Origin of the sequence: Streptomyces sp. NBC_00536 (genome assembly GCF_036346295.1) — a bacterium.
In the GTDB taxonomy this organism is placed as follows: domain Bacteria; phylum Actinomycetota; class Actinomycetes; order Streptomycetales; family Streptomycetaceae; genus Streptomyces.
This window is the reverse complement of sequence record NZ_CP107819.1, coordinates 7,031,357-7,051,830: the sequence shown is the minus strand read 5'-3', so window position 1 is coordinate 7,051,830 and position 20,474 is coordinate 7,031,357. Positions and strand designations below refer to the sequence as shown.

Here is a 20,474-nt window from a genome sequence, read left to right as displayed (position 1 = left end):
GCTACTTGCCGAGGGCCAGCGCCAGCGAGGGGAACAGGTCCTGGAACGGGGCCGCCGAATCGATTCCCTCCCGGCCGTACGGGGCGTCGAAGCTCCACACCATGAACAGCAGGAACACGATCAGCCCGCTGAAGAGCCCGGCGAGCAGCAGCTCCCGGCCGGACCGGCGGATCTGCAGGGTGAAGATCAGCCCGATGGTGACCAGACCGCCGACGAGCAGCCCGAACCAGATCACCCCCGGCAGCGTGGCGCCCGAATCCTGGGTGCGCGAGTGCCGGGCGTCGTCGGCGGTCGCGATCTGGTCCAGCAGCGGCTGGTAGGCCTGCGCCTGGAGTTCGTTGGCCGGGCTCTGGTGGGTGACGTCGCTGCGCAGCGTGCCCAGCAGGGCGGCGCCCTGCGGCGAGGCGGTCGCGCCGGAGGTCAGCAGCGGCCAGTCGACGTTGACGGTGTGAGTGACGTACGCGTCCACCTCGCCGCGGATCCGGTCGCGCACCGGCGCCGGGTAGACGTCGGCGCGCTGGGTGACCTCGTACAGCGACTGCGCCTCGCGGCGCACGTTGTCCTCGGCGGAGCCGCGCGCCTCCCAGACGCCCGCGATCGCCAGGCCGAGCACGATCGCGTACACCACCCCGACCATCATCGTCATGTACTCGATGACATCGGGGGTTTCGCTGGTGTCCTCGTCGTCCGCGACGCGGCGGTGCCGCAGCGCGGTGCAGGCGAGGACGAGCGCGCAGACGAGCGCCATGGCGATGGCCAGGACCAGCCATTCGGACATGCGGGATCTCCCGTGGTGTGGATCGGTCGGTGGATCGGTCGGTGAGGGCGGGCCGGGCCCGGAACCGGACGGCCCGGCGGGCGGCCCCGGCTCAGGCGGTGCCGGGTCAGGCGGTGCCGGGTCAGGCGGTGCCGCTTCGGCCACTGCGGCCGTTGCGCCCGCGCGGGCGCAGCACGGCGGCCGCGAGGACGGCCGGGGTCGTGACGACCACCAGCAGCATCATGGTGGACATCCCGCCCGGGCCCCGCCGTTGGAGGGCCACCGAGCGGTACGGGCGTACGTGGAACCCCGCCGTCGGGAGCACCGCGGCCCGGGCGGGCACGGGGCGGGGCGGCGGCGCGGGGGCCGGCGCCACCGGGGGCTCCGGCGCGGGCTCGGCGGCCGGGATCGGGGGAACGGCCGGCGCGGGGACGGGTGCGGGCTGCGCCGGGTGCCGGACGGTCGGACCCGCGGGCACCGGCAGGATCCCGGGGACGACGGCCCGTACGGACGGCCGGGGGCTGGGCGGCGGCCGGTCCGCGGGCGCGTGCCCGGCCGGTACGCACAGGTCCGCGCGGACGCCCCCGGGCGGCACGTCCACGTGCCCGTGCAGCGGACAGCACGCCGCCACCAGCCCGGCCCCGGCGAAGTACTGCCAAGCGGTCACCGCACTGCCTCCCTCGATCCGTGTAGCACTGTGCCCCTGTGCGTGCTCCCGGGTGAAGAAACGATTGCGAGGGGGCTTCGATACGCCGTGGATCGGTCAAGATCGCTGGCGCAGGGTCCATTTCCAGCCACCACGGCCGGGCCGGTGTTCACCCACTCGGGCCAGTCCGCCACGGCACCCGCCCCGGCCCCGCCCCATCATCGAGGGAACGAAGCCGCAGCTCAGCGGGGACGAGAGGGACGGTGCCGGGTGGAAGCCAGCAGTCGGGAACATCTCGGAGCACGGGTCGACGCGCTGATGGACGGCCTGACGGCCGATCTGGAACGGCTGGCGGCGATCCCCTCGATCGCCTTCCCCGGCTACCCGCCGGAGCCCGTCGAGGAGGCGCACGACCTGATCGTCTCGCTGCTGCGGGACGCGGGGGTCACGACGGTGGAGCGGATCGACCTCCCGGACACGGCCCCGGTGATCTACGCCGAGATCCCGCCCCCGGATCCGGACGCCCCCACGGTGCTGCTCTACGGGCACTACGACGTCCAGCCCGCCGGCGCCCCCGGCCTGTGGCTGTCCCCGCCCTTCGAACCGACCCCGGTCCCCGGCGGACTGCGGGCGCGCGGCATCGCCGACGACAAGTCGAACGTGATCGCGCATCTGGGCATGCTGCGGGTGTACGGCGGCCGTCCGCCCGTCGGGATCAAGATGGTGATCGAGGGCCAGGAGGAGTACGGCAGCGCCTTCGACGACTACCCGCCCACCGATCCCGGCCGGTTCGCCTGCGACGCGATGGTCATCGCCGACCTCGGCAACCTGCGGCCCGGTACGCCGACCCTGACCACCGGGCTGCGCGGCGCGTGCGAGGTCACCGTGGAGGTGCGCACCCTGGCCGAGCCCCGGCACAGCGGGGAGTTCGGCGGGGCCGCCCCCGACGCGCTGCTGGTCCTGCTCCGGGCCCTGGCCACGCTGCACGACGACAAGGGCGACGTGGCCGTGCCGGGCCTGCGGCGGGACCCGTGGGACGGCACGACCTACACCGAGGAGGAGTTCCGCGAGCTGGCCTCGGTCAAGGGCAAACTGCCGCTGATCGGCACCGGCTCGCTGGGCGAGCGGCTGTGGAGCGGGCCCGCGGTCACCGTCATCGGGCTGGACGCCCCGAGCGTGGACCACGCGGCCTCGGCCGTGGTCCCGTACGCCCGGGCCAAGCTGAACCTGCGCTTCCACCCGCACCAGGACCCGCTCGAAGCCCGGGCCGCGCTGGTCGCGCACCTGCGCGCCCAGCGCCCCTTCGGCATCCCGCTGACCGTCACCCCCGGCGACACCGGCCCCGGCTTCGAGGCCCGTACCGGCGGCCCCGCCTACCGGGCGGCGCTGACCGCGCTGAAGGAGGCCTGGGGCACGGACGCCTCGTACGTCGCCACCGGCGGCTCGATCCCCCTGGTGAACGGCCTGGCCAAGGCGGCCCCCGGGGCCGAGGTGCTGCTCTTCGGCGCGCAGGACAGCATGTGCAATCTGCACGCGCCCAACGAGCGGGTGCTCTTCTCCGAACTGCGCAACACGGTCGTCGCGATGGCCGCCTTCCTCCGCGAGTACGCGGCGGACCACCGCGCGGGAGGCACCCGGTGAGCGCCGCGAGCCCGGCCCCCACCCCCGCCGAACCGGAACTCGAACCGGGCGCGGGCGGCGAACCGCCGCCCCCACCGCGGAAGTTCGCGTTCCCCAGCGCGCTGACCATCCTGGCGCTGGTCACGGTCGCGATCTGGCTGCTGGCCTTCCTCATCCCCTCCGGCGAGTACGACCGGAGCGACAGCGGCGCGCCCATCGCGGGCACCTACCACCGGGTCGCGGGCACGCAGAGCTTCACCGACCGCCTCAACGACCTGTTCCTCGCGCCCGTCAACGGCCTCTACGGTCTCCAGGACACCAAGACCGGTGAGGTCGGCCCGAGTCTGACCGGGGCGCTCTACGGCAGCGCGGGCGTGTTCCTCTTCGTCCTGGCCATCGGCGCCTTCATCACGGTGGTCTTCGCGACCGGCGCCCTCGACCGGGGCATCTCCCGCCTCGCCCACCGGCTGCGCGACCGCGGCGCACTGCTGATCGCCGCCGTGATGGTGGTCTTCGCCGTCCTCGGCACGGTCGAGGGCTTCGCGGAGGAGACCCTCGGCTTCTACGGTCTGCTCGTGCCGATGATGCTGGCCCTCGGCTACGACCGCCTCGTGGCCGTCGGCGCCTCCATCCTGGGCGCGGGCATCGGCGTCCTGTGCTCCACGGTCAACCCGTTCGCGACCGGGGTGGCCTCCTCGGCCGCCGACATCTCGCTGGGCGACGGGATCGTGCTGCGGTTCCTGATGTGGATCGTGCTGACGACGGTGACGGTCCTCTACGTCATCCGCTACGCGAAGCGGGTCCAGAAGGACCCGGCGAAGTCCCTGTGCGGATTCCTGCCCGGGGACCGGGAGCAGAAGGCGACCGGCGACGACGTGGTGGAACCGGAGCTGACCCGGCTGCACAAGACCGTGCTGGTGCTGCTGGTGCTGGTCTTCGCCTTCATGATCTTCTCGGTGGTGCCCTGGTCCAGCGCTCTGACCGGCAAGGCGGACGCGACGCCGTACGGCTGGGAGCTGGACTGGTCCTTCCCGCAGCTCTCGGCGCTGTTCCTGTGCGCGGCCGTCCTGGTCGGCCTGGTGGGGCGGATGGGCGAGGCCAAGCTCAGCTCCACGATCATCCAGGGCGCCGCCGACTTCATCTCGCCCGCCCTGGTCATCATGCTGGCGCGCGGGGTCACCGTCATCATGAACAACTCGAAGATCACCGACACCGTCCTCCACTCCATCGAGGGCGTGGTCAAGGGCACGTCCTCCGGGGTCTTCGCGGTGATCGTCTTCCTGGTGAACCTCCCGCTGGCCTTCCTGATCCCGTCCACCTCCGGCCACGCGACCCTGGCCATGCCGATCCTGGCGCCGCTCGCGGACTTCGCGGGGGTCTCCCGCGCGGTGGTGGTGACGGCCTGGCAGTCGGCCAGCGGCTGGATGAACCTGTGGGTGCCGACCACCGCGGTGACCATCGGTGGTGTGGCCCTGGCCAAGGTCGGCTACGACAAGTACCTGCGGTTCGTGTGGCCGCTGCTGGCCATCCTGTTCGTCCTGATCTGCGCCTTCGTGGCCCTCGGCGCGGCGATGTAGGTGCCCGCGTACGCGTAAGGGCTCGGCCACCAGCTGGTGGCCGAGCCCTTACGCGGTTTACAAGCGTCAGGCCGCCGTCTCGGCGGAGCCGAAGCGCTCACGGTAGGACTCCAGGTCCTCCTCCGTGATCTTCGCGAAGAGCACCGGCGGCACCGTGAACGGGGTGCCCGCGGGAACCGCGTCCAGCGCCTTGGCCTGCTCCGGGCTCACCCAGGTCGCGGTGTCGTCGGCCAGGTCGAAGGAGGAGCGCATGGCGCGCGCCGAGGCGGGGATGAACGGCTCGGAGACCACCGAGTAGAGGTGGATGAGGTTCATCGCGGTGCGCAGGGTGAGCGCCGCGCCGTCCAGGTCGGTCTTGACCTCCAGCCAGGGGGCCTTCTCGTCGAGGTAGGCGTTGCCCGCCGACCACAGGGCGCGCAGCGCGGCCGCGGCCTTGCGGTACTGGAGGGACTCCATGTGGCCCTCGTACTCGGCCAGCAGCTCGGCGATCTGCTCGCCCAGCCGGGCCTCCGGCTCGCCGGCCGCGCTGCCCGCGGGGACCTCGTCGCCGAACTTCTTGCGGGAGAAGGTCAGTACGCGGTTGACGAAGTTGCCGAGGGTGCCGCCGAGGTCCTTGTTGACGGTGGAGGTGAAGTGCTCCCACGTGAAGGACGAGTCGTCGGACTCGGGGGCGTTGGCGATGAGGAAGTAGCGCCAGTAGTCGGCGGGCAGGATCTCCAGCGCCTGGTCCGTGAAGACGCCGCGCTTCTGCGAGGTGGAGAACTTGCCGCCGTAGTACGTCAGCCAGTTGAAGGCCTTGACGTAGTCGACCATCTTCCACGGCTCGCGGACCCCCAGCTCGGTGGCGGGGAACATCACGGTGTGGAACGGGACGTTGTCCTTGGCCATGAACTGCGTGTAGCGCACGTCCTCGGCCTCGTACCACCACGCCTTGTAGTCGCGGTTCGCCGGGTCGGCGTCCGCCCACTCCTTCGTCGCCGCGATGTACTCGATCGGGGCGTCGAACCAGACGTAGAAGACCTTGCCGTCGGCGGCCAGCTCCGGCCAGGTGTCGGCCGGGACCGGCACGCCCCAGTCCAGGTCACGGGTGATCGCGCGGTCGTGCAGGCCCTCGGTCAGCCACTTGCGGGCGATGGAGGACGCCAGCTGCGGCCACTCCTCCTCGTGCTCGGCGACCCAGGCTTCGACCTCGCCCTGGAGCGCGGACTGGAGCAGGAAGAGGTGCTTGGTCTCGCGGACCTCCAGCTCGGTGGAGCCGGAGATGGCCGAGCGGGGCTCGATCAGGTCCGTGGGGTCCAGGACGCGGGTGCAGTTCTCGCACTGGTCGCCGCGCGCCTTGTCGTAACCGCAGTGCGGGCAGGTGCCCTCGACGTAGCGGTCCGGCAGGAAGCGGCCGTCGACCGGCGAGTAGACCTGCCGGATCGCGCGCTCCTCGATGAACCCGTTTTCCTGGAGGCGGCGCGCGAAGTGCTGGGTGATCTCCGCGTTCTGCTGCGAGGAGCTGCGGCCGAAGTAGTCGAAGGACAGCTCGAAGCCGTCGTAGACCGCCTTCTGCGCGTCGTGCGCCTGCGCGCAGAACTCGGCGACCGAGAGACCGGCGGCCTTGGCGGCCAGCTCGGCGGGGGTGCCGTGTTCGTCGGTGGCGCAGATGTAGAGGACCTCGTGGCCGCGCTGGCGGAGGTACCGGGAGTACACGTCCGCCGGAAGCATCGACCCGACCATGTTGCCCAGGTGCTTGATCCCGTTGATGTAGGGAAGCGCGCTGGTGATCAGGTGTCGAGACATCCTCGGATGCTCCATTTCATACGTGCGGCGTGTGAAGGATCGTGAAGGGGCTCATCGTATCGAACCGCCGAAACGCCACGTGCCGCATTTTCAAGGGGTGGGCCTTACACGAAAGCGAGGGCTGTGACCTCTTGCGTCACTGCCCTCGCGATCCCGGTCATGCTACAGGAGAGCCGATCATGCCCGGCCCGGCCGAAGGTGCCGCTGCGATGTGCTCACGGTCCGACGAACGAGTGAATCCTGGGATGGTCACACGCCCTGCCCGGGCGCCGGCCGGGCCCGGCCCGGGGCTCCCCCGGCGGTTCGCCGGACCGCGCCCCCGGGTGCGCCCCGGCGCCGCCGGTGCGCCGCTGACCGGCCAGGACCACCTGAAATCCCGTATGTCATATGCGCAACCGGTCAGTTCGCGACCACCGCGGTCGAAGACGATCACCGGACGTCAACCTCCTGACCTGTCGTCACCTGTCGTCCACCGGTTTTGCCGCGGCACCCTCGCGCCCGGCCGAACGCTGGCAGGGTGGGGGCGAGCACCTCCAGTGCCACGAGGGGGAGAGGTGGAGCGGTGAACGATGGCGGACCGGAGGAATCCGGTGGGGCGGTGGGGCTGCCCAGCCGACGGCAGCGGCCGGCGACGCCGATGAGCCAGTGGGACACGCGGGCGCGCCTGTCGTACTGGGCCTTCCACACCGACCGGCGGCCTTCGTACATGAGATTCGCGTACCTGCACCTGGGCTCCGACCGGGACGCGGAGGACGCCGTCGACGCGACCTTCGACGCGATCATGAACGAGTGGCTCCGGATGCTCCACATGGACCGGCTGGAGGCGTACGCCTGGACCGTCCTCAAGCACCGGATCGTCGACCAGCAGCGCAGCCGCGACCGGCGGCCGCGCCCCATGGACATCAGCGCCTTCGAGGCCGCGCTCAAGGACGCCGCGGCCGATCCGTACGAGGTGCTGACCGACAGCATCCAGTTCTATTCGGCGGTCTCCCGGCTGGCCGAGCGCCAGCGCGACGCCGTCCTGCTGCGGTACGGACTGCACTGCACCACCGGCGAGGCGGCCCATGTGATGGGCGTCGAGGAAGCCACCGTCCGCTCCCACCTCAGCCAGGCGCGCCGCAGGCTCGCCCGGCTCCTCGGCGGGGAGTCCGCGCCATGAACCACCAGGGCAACCACCACGGTGAGAGCGCGGACCACGCCGAACTCCCGGGCCGGGCCGAGCACGCGGACCCGAGGGACGGCGACCGCGGCGCGGCCGCCCGCCCGCTGACCCACTTCCTGGCCCGGGCCCGGGTCCCGGACCGCTACCCGCACTACGACCTGGGCGCCGCCGAGACCCGGCTGCTGCTGCGCACCCGGGCCGCGGCCGCCCGGGCCGCCGCGGCCCGGGCCCGCCCGGGGCCGCCGGGCTGGAGCGATCCGGCCGAGGACCGGCCGGTGGAGGCCGAACAGGCCCGCCGCGACCTCAAGGCGGTCAGCCTGGCCGTGGTCTGCGGGCCCCACGCCGCGGCCCGGCTGCAGGAGTTCATCGCCACCCGGCACGGCGACCCGCCCGGCGCCCTCGTCTTCGCCTGTCTGCTGCACCTCGCCGGGCTGCGGGACGGCGCCCGCTTCTGGTGGCAGTTCGCGGCCGGTTCCGGCGCCGCGCACACCGAATCCGCCGCCTACTGCCTCTTCCTCGACCACTCCCGGCGCGGCGAACACCAGGACGCCCGGGTGTGGGCCGCCGACCTCGCCCGCCTCGGCTACCTCCCCGGGGGGCCGCGCGACCTGCGCGAGATCCGGCTCTGCGCGCAGGCCCGGGTCCTGCGGTACGTCGACCAGCTCGACGACATCGACCTCGGCCCGGTGCCGCTGCCGCGCCCGGGGCTGCCCGAGGTGCTGCCCGCGTTCCAGCCCACGGCCCCGGCCCGGGAGCCGGACCCGCAGCCGGCGGCCGACCCCCGCCCGGAGGCGGGCCCCGGGCCGGAGCCGGATCCCGGACCGGACCCGGAGTCCGCGCGGCGCGGCGGCCCCTCCTCCGCGGCCACCGCCCCCGCCCGCACCGGCACCCGCGGCCGCGCCCGCTCCGCCGACGCCACCGGCGCACTGGCCGAAGCACGCCGCGCGCTGGCCGTCGTAGGCGTCCTCGAACGGCACCCGCTCGGGGTCGGCGCCGCCCGGATCGGGCGGGAGACGGGGCTGGCCGCCGCGGAACTCGCTCCGCTGCTGGCCATGCTGTGCGAGGAGGAGTACGCCCGCCGTCCCGCGGCGGGCGTCTACGCGTGGGGGCCCGCGCTGGACCGGCTCGGCGCCCCCGGCGGCCACGGGCTCGCCGCCCAGCTCCAGCACACCCTGGCGCTGGCCCGGGACACCGCGGGCGCCGCCTTCTACCTCGGCCGGTACGCCGAGGGGGAGATCCGGATCACGCAGATGGCCGACGGCCCCGGCACCCCGCCCGTCGACGAATGGGTCGACTTCCGCGCGGCCGCCCACGCCAGCGCGGTCGGCAAGTGCCTGCTCACCCAGCTCGGCCCCGATGGCCGCGCCGACCACGTGGCGCGGTACCGCCCCGCCCGGCTCACCGCGCGGACCATCACCGACAGCCGGGTCCTCTTCCACGCGCTCGACGCGGTGGCTCCAGGAGAGCCGGTGTTCGACTTCCGCGAGTACTCCCCCGGCGTGGTCTGCTCAGCGGTGGCGCTCGGGGTCGGCGGCGCGGCGAGCAGCCTGGCGCTGTCCCTGCCGGCGGCGCACGCCCACCGGCTGCGCGCCGCCACCGCCACCCTGCGCCGCAAGGCCGTACCGGTCCTGCTCGCCCTGCTGCTGACCGGCGCGATCCCCCCGGACGGGGCGCCCGCGGCGACCGGCGCGGCGAGCGCCGCGCAGACCCTGCGGCACCTGCTCGGCGTCTTCCGCACCCGGCACACCCGCGCCACCGCCACGGCGGCCGCGCCGTACCGGGGGCCGCACCTGGTCAGCGACCCCGCCACCGAGGCGGCCTACCTCTTCGACGCCGCCCCCGGGCCGGCGGAACCCGGGCGTCCGGCCCTCGCCCTCCCCCGCACCTTCGGGCCGCTGCCCCCGCTGGGGCCGGGCGGCTCGCTCGTAGTCCTGCACACCTGACGCACGGTCGGCCGGGCCCGCCGGTCACCCCCGGTAGGGTGTCGATCGTGGCTGACCGTCGAACATCGATCATGGAAGGTGCCGCGCGGGTGATCGCCCGGCGCGGCGTCCGCGGCCTGCGCGTGGAGGAACTCGCCGCCGAGGCGGGCGTGTCCACCGCCTTGATCTACTACCACTTCAAGGACCGCGCCGGAATCCTGCGCGCGACGCTGGAGTTCATCAACGACCGCGCGGGCCGCTACACGACGGAGCGGGACCCCGGTCTCCCGCCGCTCGATGCCCTGGGCGAGCTGGAACAGACGCTCCTGCTCGAACTCCAGGACACCCCGGAGGTCCGGGAGAACAGCACGGCCTGGGGCGAACTGCGGGCGTGCGCGGTGTTCGACCCCGACCTGCGGGACGACCTCGCGCGGGCCACCCGCGTGTGGGTGCGCGAGGTGGGCGATCTGCTGGCCGAGATCCACCCGACGGCCCCGGCCGCGGGCCTGGCCGCCGCCGCCGAGCGGCTGACGGCCCTGGTGGAGGGGCTGAGTTCGCGCTGGCTCAGCGGGAGCCTGCCCCTGCCGCACGCCCGTGAGCTGATGAGCACGGCCATCGGCGCCGAGCTGGAGCGCCTGCGTACCGCCTGAGCGGATCCGGGGCTTCTACGACAGTTCGTGTTCGATCGCGTCCGCGAGCAGTTCCCGCGCGTGCTCCAGCGGCAGCGAGCCGCTGAGCCAGCGGACGCTGAGGCCTTCCAGGAGCGCGGTGAGCCGCTCCGCCGCGGCCGCGTGCGCGGGGGCCGTGCCGGTGGGGCGGGCGTGGGCCAGCAGGTCCGCGATCTCGTGGACCCAGGTGTGGGTGGCCTTGGCCACGTCCTCGCGCAGTTCGGGGTCGAAGACGGCGCTGGCGCGCAGCTCGCCCCAGGCCGTGCTGTTCTCCCGCACCTCGGGGGTGTCCTGGAGTTCGAGGAGCAGGACCTGCGTCAGTTCCGCTCGGGGGTCGGCCGGGTCCAGGCCGGGATCGCGCTCGGCGGTGTAGCGGTCGGCGCGGTCGCTGATGAACTCCAGCGTCCGGCGGAGGATCCCCGCCCGGTCGGTGAAGTGGTAGTAGATCAGCGAGGTGGACACGCCCGCCTCGGCTGCCAGCTCTCCCACGCGCAGCCCGCGCACGCCGCGGCGCGCGATCACGCGCGTGGCGGCCCTGAGTATCTCTGTTCGACGGTCTGACACGAGGCGTCACTCTACCCGTGGCCGGTTCCGTAACTCCTTGGCCAGAAGCATTGACTGAATTTTCAGTTCGATGGAGGATGCGGGACACATCACCGTTGCACCGCTCCCCATCCTCCCTTCCGTTTCCTGCTGACTGAATATTCAAACAGGAGAGCACCGATGTCCCGACCCCTGCCCTGGTCCAGCGCCCGCAGGTCCCCTCATCGCCGGTACGCGCTCCCCGTCGCGGCCCTCGCCGCCCTCGGCCTGATCGCCGCCTGTTCCGGTCCGCCCAAGAACGGCGGCGCCGCCTCGGACGCCCCGTTCAAGCTTTCCGCCGGTACGCCCGCCGCCGCCGGGCCGCTGGACTCCTTCACCTGGGCCGTGTACGCGGAGCCGCCCACGCTCGACTACATATCGGCCTTCGACTACCCGCAGAACACGATCCTGTCGAACGTCTGCGAAAGCCTGATGCGGTGGACCCCGCAGCTCACCACCGCCCCGGGGCTGGCCGAGAAGGCCACCAACCCCGATCCGAAGACCTGGGTGTACGACCTGCGCCCCGGGGTGCACTTCCACGACGGCGGGGTGATGGGCGCCGACGACGTCGTGTTCAGCCTCGGCCGGCAGATGAACCCCGACAACGGCGCCGCCTGGAACAGCGAGTTCGCCAACGTCGAGACCGTGACCAAGACCGGCCCGCTCCAGGTGACGGTCAAGCTGAAGCAGCCCGACGCCATGTTCCCCCAGTACATGGCCACCGCCGCCGGTGTCGTGGCCTCCCGCGCGGGAGTGGAGAAGGCGGGCAAGGACTACGGCACCTCCGGCAGCCTGGACTGCACCGGCCCCTTCGCGCTGGGCACCTGGAACAAGGGCCAGTCGATCGAACTCCGGCGCTTCGACGGCTACTGGGGCACCAAGGCCAAGTCCGCCAAGGCCGTCTTCACCTTCCTCACCGACGCCTCCGCCCGGACGAACGCGCTGCTGAGCGGCGAGGCGGACGGCGGCTACCTGATCCCCACGGAGAGCTACGACCGGCTGCGCAAGAGCGGCGTCGGCACCCTCTCCTTCGGCGAGGGGCTCAGCACCGTCAACGTCAACATGACCAACATGAAGGGGGCGCTCGGCGACGTCCGCGTCCGGCGCGCGCTCTCCCTCGCCCTGGACCGGCGCGGGTTCGTCGCGGCGGGCCTCGGCGGAGCGGGCACCGCCACCTCCTCGCTGACCACCAGGGCCGTCTGGGCCGGAGCACCGCAGAAGATCCGCGACTCCGCCTTCGCGGGCCTGCCCTCGCCCGAGCAGAACGTCGGGGCCGCCAAGCGGCTGATCGAGGAGGCGGGCGCCACCGGCAAGACGGTGACCATGGCCACCAGCTCGATCGGCCAGGACGTGTCGCTGCTGGCGACCGCGGTGCAGGACGCGGGCACCAGGATCGGGCTGAAGGTCGAGCTGAAGACCATCGCCCCCAACGCCTTCACCTCGCTGTTCACCGATCCCGCGGCGCGCCAGGGCATCGACATGTTCCCGGAGACGTACTACGACTCCGTCACCGACCCGATGGACCTGCTGAGCAACTTCCAGACCGGGGCCTACCAGAACTACGCGGGCTACAGCGACCCCGCCTACGACGCCCTCGCCGACAAGGCCAAGTCCAGCTACGACGTGTCCGAGCGCATGACGGCCGCCGTCGAGCTGCAGAAGAAGGCGGCCGACCAGCTGCTGTGGATCCCCGTAGCCGAGTGGCCCACGGCCGTCTTCCTGAACAAGCGGATCACCGGGGCGCCCACCACCATCTCCTACCTCTACTACCCGTGGGCCGCCGATGTCGGGGCGGCCGCGCGATGAGCTTCCTGAGATTCGCCGCCCGGCGCCTCGCCGAGATGGCCGCCACTCTCCTCGGCGCCTCCTTCGTCATCTTCGGCGCCATGTACCTGGCGCCGGGCAATCCGGCGAGCTTCCTGCTGGGCGGCCGCTCCGCCTCCCCGGAGGCGCTCAAGGCCATCGACGCCCAGTACCACCTGAACGACCCGTTCGCCGAGCAGTACGTCCGCTGGCTCGGCCAGGTGGTGCACGGTGACTTCGGCCGCTCGATCACCTACCGCACCGACGTGTCCCGGCTGCTGGCCGACCGGCTGCCCAGCACCCTGCTGCTGATCTCGATGGCGCTGGTGCTGGTGCTCGTCCTCGGTCTGCTGCTGGGCTGGACCGGCGCGGTCCGCGGCGGCGCGACCGATTCGACGATCCTGGTCACCACCACCTTCGCCATCGGCACCCCGTCGTTCGTCGCGGCGGTCCTGCTCCAGGGCCTGTTCGCGGTGAAACTGCACTGGTTCCCCACCGGGGGCACCGGCGACGGACTCCCCGGAATGCTGTGGCACTTGACCCTGCCCGCGATCGCGCTGGCCCTCTATCTGATCGGCATGCTCGCCCGCGTGACCCGCGCCGCGATGCTCGACGTGCTCGGGCAGGAACATGTCACGGTCGCCCGCAGCCGCGGGGTGTCCGAAGGCCGGGTCGTCCGGCGCCACGTGTTCCGCAACGCCCTGGGCACCGTGCTCACCACCGGCGGGCTCATCGTCTCCACCCTGCTGGTCTGCACCGTGCTGGTGGAGTCGGCGTTCAGCGTGGGCGGCATCGGCCAGCTCCTCGAACTCTCCACCACCACCAAGGACTTCCCCACCGTGCAGGCCATCTCCCTCATCATGGTCGCGCTGTTCATGACGGTGAACCTGCTCGTCGACCTGCTCCACCCGCTGGTCGACCCCCGGGTCTCCCTCGCTAGCGCGAGGCGGGCCGCATGAGCGTCACCCTGCTGCGCCGCCCCGGCCTGGCCCGCATCCGGACCGGCCGCGCCCCGCTCGCCCTGCTCTGTCTGGGCTTCGTCGCCGTCGTCGTCCTCGTCGCGGTGCTCTCCCCCTGGATCGCCCCGTACGACCCGAACGCCGTCGACCTGGGCAACGCGCTCGCCGGTCCGTCCGCCGACCACCTCCTCGGGGTGGACGCCTCCGGCCGGGACACCTTCTCGCGGCTGGTGCTGGGGGCCCGTACCTCGCTCCTCGGCCCGCTCGGCGTCGTCTCCTTCTCCACCGTCGCGGGCGTGGCCATCGGTACGGCCGCCGCCTGGCGCGGCGGCTGGCTGGACTCCGTACTGTCCCGCAGCACCGAACTCGTCTTCGCCTTCCCCGGCATGCTGCTGGCCATCCTGATCGTCTCGGTCTACGGCGAGGGGCTGCTCGCCCCCGTCATCGCCCTGGCCATCGCCTACCTCCCCTACGTCAGCCGCCTCACCCGCTCCCTCGTCCTCGCCGAACGCGCCCGCCCGTACGTGGAGGCGTACCGGGTACAGGGTCACTCCGGCGCGCAGATCTGTCTGCGCCACGTCATCCCCGCCATCGCACCCGTGGTCCTCGCCCAGTCGACGGTCAACTTCGGCTACGCCCTCATCGACCTCGCCGGCCTCTCCTTCCTCGGGCTGGGCGTGCCCGCCCTCACGCCCGACTGGGGCCGGATGGTCTTCGACGGCAACGCCTCCATCCAGTCCGGCTACCCGCTCTCCGCGATCGTGCCGTGCGCGGCCATCGTGCTGACCGTGGTCGCCTTCAACGTCGTCGGCGAGCGCTGGGCCGACAAGGTCGCCAGGAGGGACGGATGAGTCCGCTGCCATCGCCGAGTCCGCTGCCGCCGCACACGCTCGACATCCAGGGGCTGCGGCTCCAACTGCCGCACACCGCCCGGCCGGTGCTGGACGGCGTCGACCTCACCGTGGGGGTGCGGGAGACCGTGGCCCTGGTCGGCGAATCCGGCTCCGGCAAGACCCTCACCTCGCGCAGCGTGCTCCGGCTGCTGCCCGCGGGCGCGCGGACGGAGGGGTCCGTACGGGTCGTCGGCGACGACGTCCTCACCATGTCCCCCGGCGCCCTGCGCGTCCTGCGCACCAGCACGGCGGCCATGATCTTCCAGGACCCCCGGGCCGCGGTCAACCCGATGCGCCGGGTCGGTGACTTCCTCACCGAGAGCCTGCGCGACAGCGCCCGGATGCCCCGGCGGGCCGCCGAGGAGCGGGCGGTCACGATGCTGGAGGCCGTCGGCCTCACCGGCGACGCGCTGCGCAAGTACCCCGGCCAGCTCTCCGGCGGCATGCTGCAGCGGGTCATGATCGCGGCCGCCCTGATGGGCGACCCGGCCCTGATCCTCGCCGACGAACCCACCACTGCTCTCGACGTCACGACCCAGGCCGAAGTGGTCGCGCTCCTCGGCGAGTTGCGCGAGCGTTTCGGGACGGGGCTGCTCTTCGTCACCCACGACCTCGGGCTCGCCGCCGCGATCAGCGACCGGGTGTACGTGATGTACGCGGGCCGGATCGTCGAAACGGGCCCCGCCGAAGCCCTGTTCAGCGCACCGCGCCACCCGTACACGGCGGCGCTGCTGCACTCCACGCCCCGCCTGGACGCGCCGCCGGGGCGGCTCGCCGCCATCGAGGGCCGGCCGCCCGGGCTGCGCGAGGAGCTGACCGGCTGCCCGTTCGCCGCGCGCTGTCCGCACGCGACCGAGCGGTGCACCCGGGAGGCGCCGGTCCTGCTCCCGGTCGCCGGTGAACCGGCCCGGGGTACGTCATGCCACCACAGCGAGCAGCTCGCGGAGAGGGCCGCACATGGCTGAGACGATCGGAAACGTCCTGGAGGTCGTGGACCTGCGCCGGACCTACGGGAGCGTACGGGCCGTGGACGACGTGTCGTTCACGCTCGCCGGGGGCCGGTCCCTGGGCATCGTCGGCGAATCGGGATCCGGCAAGACGACCACCGCCCGGATCATCGTGGGCCTGGAGCGGGCGGACAGCGGGCGCGTGCTGATCCACGGACGGGACCGCGGCGAGCACCGGCGCGGGGCGGCCGCCCGCCTGGCCAGGGCCCGCGAGGTCCAGATGGTCTTCCAGGACCCCTTCCTGTCCCTCGATCCGCGCACCACCGTGGGCGGGGCGCTGCGCGAGACGCTCCGGCTGCACTTCCCCGGTACGGACCACGCCCGGCGGATCGGCGAGCTGCTGGACCGGGTCGGCCTCGGCGCGCGCGAGGCGGACGCGCTGCCCCGGCAGCTGTCCGGCGGGCAGCGCCAGCGAGTGGCGATCGCCCGCGCGCTGGCCGTCGAACCGTCCGTCCTCGTCCTCGACGAGGCGGTGGCGGCCCTGGACGTCTCGGTGCAGGCCCAGATCCTGAACCTGCTCTTCGACATCCGCGAGGAGACCGGGATCGGCTACCTGTTCATCACGCACGACCTGGGGGTGGTGCGCTGCGTGACCGACGACGTCCTCGTGATGCGGCGCGGCCGGATCGTCGAGTCGGGGCCGACGGCGCGGGTGCTCGCCGACCCCCAGCACCCTTACACCCGGCTGCTGTTGGAGTCCGTACCCCGGCCCGGCTGGGATCCGCGGCGGATCGCGGCTGCCCGCCGGGCGCTGTAGCGGGGGCTCCGACCGGCGCTAGAAAGGGCGCACGGCCACGGCGGTCAGGCCGCTGACGAGGGCCCGTACGGCGGCCTCGGTCTCGACCCGGGAGTCCAGTGACTGGATCGCGGCCAGGCCGTCGGCCGCGGCGGCGAGCGCGGTGCCGAGCGGTACCGGATCGACGGCGCCGCCGTGCTCGTCGGACAGGACCTGGAAGAGCCGGACGAAACAGGCGAGCCAGCGCTGGTACTCGGCGTCCACGGCGGCCCGGACCCGCTCGTCGTTCAGCGCGAACCAGTGGAGCGCGGAGTGGAGGCGGGAGAGGTCCGGGCCCTCGGGCCGGTTCAGCCGTACGACGACGCGCTCGGCGCGTTCGGCGAAGGAGCCGGGGGTGTCGACCGCGGTCTCCATCGGGGTGATCCACTCGCCCCGGATGTCTTCGACGACCGCGACGATCAGGTCGGTGCGGTCCTGGAAGTGGTAGTGGCACATCCCGTGCGAGATCCCGCAGAGCGCGGCGACGTTGCGGGTGCTGAAGCGTGCGAAGCCCTCGCCCGCGAGCAGGGTCCGGGCCGCGGCGATCAGTTTCGCGCGGGTCTGGGCGCCCTTGGCCGAGGTGCGGGACCTGCTCGTCGGCGCCGCGGCCGGGAGGGGTGCCGATGCGGGCGTACCGGGGTGATCGTCCTGCGCTGCTGCTGCCACGCCGCCACTGTAACGACTGCGGGTGCGCCCTAGGTCCCGGGCGATCAACTCATGGTTCGTCATGCACCTATCCAGAGTTATTGACCGAGCGCTCGGTCAGTAATACGTTCCGGCCAGTCGGCGGAGCGCGATCCGCCCAGGGCTGACCGGAGGTCAGACATGAACGACCACGCTGGAACGCAGGAACCGGCCGGGACCACCTCCCGCCGGATGCTGGACCGCAGGGGATTCCTGACCGCGGCGGGCCTCACGGCCGCCGGGGCCGCACTGACCGCCGTCGGCGGCGAGGCCTTCGCGGCCGGGCCGCGGGGCGGACGCGCCGCCGGGGCCGCGTCCGGTTTCGCCGTCCCGATCGACACCGTCCGGCACACCCGGACCTGGATGGCGTGGCCCGACAGCTCGGCCATCTGGGGCCGCTCGCTCGCCGGTGTCCAGGCGAACATCGCACTGATCGCCAAGACCGTCGCGAAGTACGAGCCCGTCATCATGTGCGCCAACTCCGCCTCCGCCGCGAAGGCCAGGAGCGCCTGCGGACCGGCCGTCACCGTGATCACCACGATCCCGGTCGACGACTGCTGGATGCGCGACAGCGGCCCGGTGTTCCGCACCAACGGGGCGGGCGGCCTGGACGCGGTCGGCCTGAACTTCAACGGCTGGGGCAACCAGCAGACCCACGCCAAGGACGCCCTGGTCGCCGGGCGGATCGCGGCCTACGCCGGAGTCCCGTTCACCGCGGCCGCCTTCACGGGCGAGGGCGGCGCGGTGGAGACCGACGGCGCCGGCACCCTGATGGCGACCCGCAGCAGCATCATCAACCCGGACCGCAATCCGAACCTGTCCCAGGCGCAGATCGAGGCCGCCATGTGCGCCGCCTTCGGCGGCACGAAGGTGATCTGGTTCAAGGGGGTCCTCGGCCGGGACATCACCGACGACCACGTCGACGCCACCTCGCGGTTCCTCGCCGAGGGGGCGGGACTGGTCCAGATGCCGCTCGCGAGCGACACCGACGCCTGGTCGAACGACGCACGCCAGCAGTTCCAGATCCTCTCCACCACCGCCGACGCCCAGGGCCACGCGATCGCCGTCACCAAGCTCCAGGGCCCGGACTACAACAAGATCCGCTCCACCAACCCCGACTTCGTGGGCGCCTACGCCAACTACTACGTGTGCAACGGCGCGGTCATCTCCCCCCAGTTCGGCGACAGCACCGCGGACGCCGCGGCCAGGTCCACCCTCCAGCGCGCCTTCCCGGGCCGGGTCGTCGAGCAACTGAACATCGACAGCCTGGGCGGAGGCGGCGGCGGCATCCACTGCGTCACCCAGCAGCAGCCGGTCCCGTAACCCCGGAGCCCGCAGCCCGTCAGGCCCGCTTCGGCCGCCGGACCCGAGCGCCTTCCTCCCCGCGGAGGTGCTCGTACGGCCCTCCCTCGTAGGCATTCCCCGCGGCGGCCGGCACACGATCGACCACGCTCGCCATCTTCTCGCGCTGCGTCTCGCTCATTCCGTCAAGCCGGTTCGTCAGCCGCTCGGCCTGAAGTACGTAACTGGTCACGAGCGGCTGACGGTAATAGAGGTTCAACTGACCCATGGCCAGCTTCTGGGCCTCGAAGAAGGTCTTGCTGATGAAGGTCGTCACGGCGGATCCGAGGACCGCCAGAGAACCCACGACGATCTTCGCGGCGGGATCGGTCGCCACTTCGAGAGCGATGACCGCGCCGACGACCAGGATGAGGAACCCGGAGGCGATCGCGATCTGACAGCTCCGCGAAGCGAGCTTCGCATGCTTCGTGGCGATCTCCTGATACACCTTCATCTGCTGCCGGTTGATCTGGATGAGGTTCTGCAGGTCGAGGTCCCGCAGCCATTGGGCGCTCGTATCTCCCGCGCGGGCACGGACGGGATCGGGCGGGGTGTAACCGTCCCTCGCCGATTCGTAATTGAACCTGCCGATGATCAGGAAGGCACAGCAGGTGAGCATGCCCACCGCGAGAATCACGGTGGGCACCCGCCAGTCGGCCGGGGAGATCAGCGCGATGGCGGCGGCCCCGGAGAAGAAGACGATGAACGCCGCTGCCGCCCACCAGAGGAACCGCACGTAGGACCGGAAAGAATTCTTCCCTTCCTCTGAACTCATCCACTGCCCGTACTTGCGTTCATGCCGGCGACGCATCGACAGGCCATCGGTCGCAAATTCAACCTCCGACGTCCAGCCGATGACGATCTCCCGGGCTGCATCCGCGTCAAGGACCTCAACCGGTGCCCGCGGCCCCGACTCGTGCGGCTCGTGCGGCTCGTGCGGCTCATGCGGCTCATGCGACTCGGCCTTCGGCTCGCCGGGGCTGCGCCGGTCGAAGATCCGCTGAGTCGGCATGGGCACCTCCGGTCCCACCCACCAGCTTAGGAAGCGCGGCCCGCCGCCGCATCCGGGGTGCGTGTCACTCCGGATCGTTCCGGAGGGCTGTCCGGCGCCGGTGCCGCTAGCTTGTCGACGGCGTCCGCCAGACCGACCAGCCCGGAGCCCGGGGAGCAGCGATGCCGACGACCGTCACCACCGGCCGACCCACCGACACCGCGCTCGGGGACCAGGAGCGCAAGGTGCTCCGCGCGGTCGGCTGCGGGCTGCGGGACGACGAGATCGCCGCCGCCCTCGCACTTCCCGAGGACACCGTGGCCGGACACCTCGCGCGGATCCTCTCGGCGTGCGGGCTGCGCGACCGGGCCGCCGCCATCGTGCACGCCTTCGACTGCGGGCTGGTCGTGCCCGGCAGCGGCCCGCGTACGGGGGCACCCGGCCCGGCGCCGCGCGCCGCCGCCACCCCCATCCCCCGGGCTTCCGGACCACGGGTGCGGATCTCCCTGCTCGGGCCGCTGCAGGCGTGGGAGGGCGGGCGGCCCCTGGAGCTGGGGCACTTGCGCCGGCAGGCCGTACTGGCGGCGCTGGCGCTGTCCCCCGGGCGGACGCTCAGCCAGCGCGAACTGCGCGACGGCGTGTGGGGGGTGGATCCCCCGGCCACGAACCCGGTGCCGGTGTACGTCTACCGGTTGCGCAAGGCCCTGCGCCTCGAGGAGGGCCCGGACGGCCCGGACGCCGCGGACGCGGTCATCGCGCACGACCGGCGCGGGTACCGGCTGGTGTCCGGCGCGGCCGACGTGGACGTGGCCCGCATGGAGGAACTGGCCGCCGACGCCGAGGCGGCCGACCGCGCGGGCGAACCGGCTGAGGCGGTACGTCTGTGCTCCCGGGCCCTGGCCCTGTTCCGCGGCGAGCCCCTGGCCGGGCTGCCCGGCCCGTTCGCCGAGCTGGAGCGGCTGCGGCTCACCGAGCGCGGGATCGCCCTCGCGCAGCGGAAGTCGCAGTGGCAGCAGCGACTCGGCCGGCACTCCGAAGCGATCGCCGGGCTGTTCGCCCTGTCCGCGGCCCACCCGCTGAACGAGCCGGTGGCCGCGATGCTGATGCGCGCCCTGTACCGCACCGGCCGGCAGGCCGACGCGCTGACCGTGTTCGACCGCGCCCGCCGCCGGCTGGCCGACGACCTGGGCGTTCCGCCCAGCCGGATGCTGCGGCGGACGCACCAGATGATCCTGCGCGGGGACGAGGCGGACCTCGCCCCCGCCGGGATCATGCGGTGACCGGCCGGAAGCGGCAGGAGGG

17 protein-coding genes and 1 pseudogene are annotated in these 20,474 nt (G+C 72.6%); 12 read left to right on the top strand and 6 right to left on the bottom strand.

Features of this window, described 5'->3' with window-relative positions; translation table 11 throughout:
* Position 1: 1 nt before the first annotated feature.
* Positions 2-778 (bottom strand): bestrophin-like domain, encoded by a 777-nt coding sequence (locus OHS33_RS30140; RefSeq protein WP_330333559.1) that lies wholly within the window; start codon positions 776-778, stop codon positions 2-4.
* A 121-nt stretch (positions 779-899) separates the two neighbouring features.
* The gene (locus OHS33_RS30135; RefSeq protein WP_330333558.1) at positions 900-1,424 is read right to left on the bottom strand and encodes a hypothetical protein; all 525 of its coding nucleotides are present in this window, start codon (positions 1,422-1,424) and stop codon (positions 900-902) included.
* 297 nt (positions 1,425-1,721) lie between these two features.
* On the opposite strand from OHS33_RS30135, the gene OHS33_RS30130 reads away from it, so the two are divergent.
* Both OHS33_RS30130 and OHS33_RS30125 read left to right on the top strand, forming a co-directional pair.
* The gene (locus OHS33_RS30130; RefSeq protein WP_443065477.1) at positions 1,722-3,044 is read left to right on the top strand and encodes a M20/M25/M40 family metallo-hydrolase; all 1,323 of its coding nucleotides are present in this window, start codon (positions 1,722-1,724) and stop codon (positions 3,042-3,044) included.
* 101 nt (positions 3,045-3,145) lie between these two features.
* Entirely contained in the window at positions 3,146-4,600 is a 1,455-nt protein-coding gene (locus OHS33_RS30125; RefSeq protein WP_330335266.1) for a YfcC family protein, read from the top strand.
* Positions 4,601-4,666: 66 nt separating this feature from the next.
* On the opposite strand, the gene metG is transcribed toward OHS33_RS30125, so the two are convergent.
* Positions 4,667-6,385: a methionine--tRNA ligase gene (gene metG / locus OHS33_RS30120; RefSeq protein ID WP_330333556.1), complete on the bottom strand. Its 1,719-nt coding sequence runs from the start codon at positions 6,383-6,385 to the stop codon at positions 4,667-4,669.
* Between the two features lie 562 nt (positions 6,386-6,947).
* Here metG and OHS33_RS30115 point away from each other — a divergent pair.
* From OHS33_RS30115 to OHS33_RS30105, 3 genes and pseudogenes are all read left to right on the top strand, one after another.
* On the top strand, positions 6,948-7,544 hold the full coding sequence (locus OHS33_RS30115) for an RNA polymerase sigma factor (RefSeq protein ID WP_330333555.1): 597 nt from the start codon (positions 6,948-6,950) through the stop codon (positions 7,542-7,544).
* Between the two features lie 929 nt (positions 7,545-8,473).
* Positions 8,474-9,193 (top strand): annotated as a pseudogene (locus tag OHS33_RS30110) (IclR family transcriptional regulator domain-containing protein); the annotation flags it as partial.
* A 368-nt stretch (positions 9,194-9,561) separates the two neighbouring features.
* Positions 9,562-10,119, top strand: coding sequence for a TetR/AcrR family transcriptional regulator (locus tag OHS33_RS30105; RefSeq protein WP_443065476.1), 558 nt, complete (start codon positions 9,562-9,564; stop codon positions 10,117-10,119).
* Between the two features lie 15 nt (positions 10,120-10,134).
* Here OHS33_RS30105 and OHS33_RS30100 read toward each other — a convergent pair whose 3' ends face one another.
* Positions 10,135-10,701, bottom strand: a complete 567-nt coding sequence (locus OHS33_RS30100) for a TetR/AcrR family transcriptional regulator (RefSeq protein ID WP_330333553.1) — start codon at positions 10,699-10,701, stop codon at positions 10,135-10,137.
* Between the two features lie 159 nt (positions 10,702-10,860).
* Here OHS33_RS30100 and OHS33_RS30095 point away from each other — a divergent pair, with 159 nt between their 5' ends.
* The 5 genes from OHS33_RS30095 to OHS33_RS30075 are packed head-to-tail and all read left to right on the top strand — an operon-like array spanning position 10,861 to position 16,138.
* Positions 10,861-12,525 (top strand): ABC transporter substrate-binding protein, encoded by a 1,665-nt coding sequence (locus OHS33_RS30095; RefSeq protein WP_330333552.1) that lies wholly within the window; start codon positions 10,861-10,863, stop codon positions 12,523-12,525.
* Positions 12,522-13,481: an ABC transporter permease gene (locus OHS33_RS30090; RefSeq protein WP_330333551.1), complete on the top strand. Its 960-nt coding sequence runs from the start codon at positions 12,522-12,524 to the stop codon at positions 13,479-13,481. Before OHS33_RS30095 ends, OHS33_RS30090 begins: the two co-directional genes overlap by 4 nt.
* Positions 13,478-14,332 (top strand): ABC transporter permease, encoded by an 855-nt coding sequence (locus OHS33_RS30085; protein WP_330333550.1) that lies wholly within the window; start codon positions 13,478-13,480, stop codon positions 14,330-14,332. Before OHS33_RS30090 ends, OHS33_RS30085 begins: the two co-directional genes overlap by 4 nt.
* Positions 14,329-15,339 (top strand): ABC transporter ATP-binding protein, encoded by a 1,011-nt coding sequence (locus OHS33_RS30080; protein WP_330333549.1) that lies wholly within the window; start codon positions 14,329-14,331, stop codon positions 15,337-15,339. Before OHS33_RS30085 ends, OHS33_RS30080 begins: the two co-directional genes overlap by 4 nt.
* A complete protein-coding gene (locus tag OHS33_RS30075) occupies positions 15,332-16,138 on the top strand; it encodes an ABC transporter ATP-binding protein (protein WP_330333548.1) in 807 nt (268 codons plus the stop codon). Before OHS33_RS30080 ends, OHS33_RS30075 begins: the two co-directional genes overlap by 8 nt.
* Positions 16,139-16,156: 18 nt before the next feature.
* On the opposite strand, the gene OHS33_RS30070 is transcribed toward OHS33_RS30075, so the two are convergent.
* Complete coding sequence (locus OHS33_RS30070) at positions 16,157-16,822, bottom strand: TetR/AcrR family transcriptional regulator (RefSeq protein ID WP_330333547.1); 666 nt, start codon at positions 16,820-16,822, stop codon at positions 16,157-16,159.
* A gap of 159 nt (positions 16,823-16,981) precedes the next feature.
* Between OHS33_RS30070 and OHS33_RS30065 the strand changes: the two genes are divergently transcribed.
* Entirely contained in the window at positions 16,982-18,163 is a 1,182-nt protein-coding gene (locus OHS33_RS30065; protein ID WP_330333546.1) for an agmatine deiminase family protein, read from the top strand.
* A gap of 19 nt (positions 18,164-18,182) precedes the next feature.
* Here OHS33_RS30065 and OHS33_RS30060 read toward each other — a convergent pair whose 3' ends face one another.
* Positions 18,183-19,193, bottom strand: coding sequence for a TRADD-N-associated membrane domain-containing protein (locus OHS33_RS30060; protein ID WP_330333545.1), 1,011 nt, complete (start codon positions 19,191-19,193; stop codon positions 18,183-18,185).
* A gap of 161 nt (positions 19,194-19,354) precedes the next feature.
* On the opposite strand from OHS33_RS30060, the gene OHS33_RS30055 reads away from it, so the two are divergent.
* On the top strand, positions 19,355-20,452 hold the full coding sequence (locus tag OHS33_RS30055; RefSeq protein ID WP_330333544.1) for a BTAD domain-containing putative transcriptional regulator: 1,098 nt from the start codon (positions 19,355-19,357) through the stop codon (positions 20,450-20,452).
* The last annotated feature ends 22 nt before the right edge of the window (positions 20,453-20,474 follow it).